At 37.8% G+C, this 1,569-nt stretch carries 1 protein-coding gene; it reads right to left on the bottom strand.

The window, feature by feature from the left end; translation table 11 throughout:
* On the bottom strand, positions 1-1,569 hold a 1,569-nt coding region (locus AC220I_RS22385; protein WP_486726086.1), incomplete at both ends, for a HAMP domain-containing protein.

Below are 1,569 nucleotides of genomic sequence, written 5' to 3'. Positions count from 1 at the left end.
TGCAACTTGGGTTATCGCAGTTGTGATTTCTTCTATTGCACTTGCCTGCTCTGTCGAGCCTTGTGATAGACTTTGAGAGGATGAGCTGACTTGATTTGCCCCGGTACTAACTTGATCAGCTGATATACCAATTTCACCAAGTACAGCGTTAAAGGATTCCAATATTTCTTCAAGTGCTTTTCTAATCGCGATAAAGTCTCCTTTAAAATCTATTCTTACATTTGCAGTGAAGTCTCCACTGCTCATTTTTGATAAGACATATGAAATTTCGTTGATATAGCTCACAAGTGCATCAATTGTATCATTAAGTGCATTTTTAATTGCAGCGTGGTCACCTTTATAGTTACCCTTAACCTTCACATTCAAATTGCCTTCAGCCATTTCAGATAAAACACTTGCTGCTTCAACAACAGGTTCAATTACTGCGTCAAGGGTTTCGTTTACACCAACAACAATTTTCTTATAGTCACCGAGATGCTTGCTTTCATCTGCTCTATATTTTAAATCACCATTCTTAGCGGCATCTATTAAGGTATTCGTATCAGCCACGAGTTCACTGATGCCATCAATACATTTGTTGATGCTGATCTTAATATTGTTGAAATCACCATAGTAGGTATCGGAAATTTTCTCAGGAATAATACCATCACCCAAATTTGTAATATATGCATTGGTAACGTTAATTGGTGCGACAAAAGCATCAATCAATTGATTTATGCCAACAATAAGATCGTTCCAAACGCCAGACAATACCCCTTCTCTACCGCGTTGCTTTAGGTCCCCTTTTAAGACAGCCTGTGTTAATTGATCAGTTTCACCAAGTAATAAGTTCAAGCTTTCTACAGCACTGCGTAAGTTTTGGTTGAGTACATCTTTATCAGATTTGATATTTACTGTGATATTGCGATCACCATCTGCAATCAATTTTGCAATCTTAGCCTGTTCCCTAATATTGGTTACCATCTCTATAAAAGCGGATGTCATGACACCGACCTCATCCTTGCTATCAGAAACAAGTTCTACTTCCACGTCTCCAGTTGCTAGTGTCTGAGCCGCCATTGTAACCTTGTTTATGCCCCTCACCAAACTCCTTACAATGTAGACATTGAAGAATACACCAATGATAAGTGCAAATATAAAACCATAAATTAAAACTTGTGTTGTTGCGTTCACAGCAGAAATTGTTTCTGATGCGCTGTTACTGGTATCTTTCATGCCATCTTGGGCGATGGTCATGGCTAAATCGGTTAGAATATTACCCTTTTCAATACGTTGATTACCTGTGACGACCATTTCATCAAACAAGACTGCCATTTTGTTCATATTTGATCGATAGGTTTCACTTGCACTTAATACCGCCTTAAGTTGTTCCAAATTGTACTCTTGTGTTGTTACTTTTTCAGATGTCTCAATTAGAGCATTAATTTGATCGAAAATTGAAGTGGCTGCTTTGATTTCAGAAGCGCTCTTTGTGGCAATGCCCTTTTGATTTCTGACTCTAACGGTATTGCCCAAATTCAAAATTTCAGTTGCCATCATAATTTTTTCATTTCTAGCTTTTAAGTTAGC

This window comes from Fusibacter sp. (genome assembly GCF_057447755.1).
Note: the sequence above shows the minus strand (reverse complement) of the source record. Positions and strands in the feature narration are given on the sequence as shown.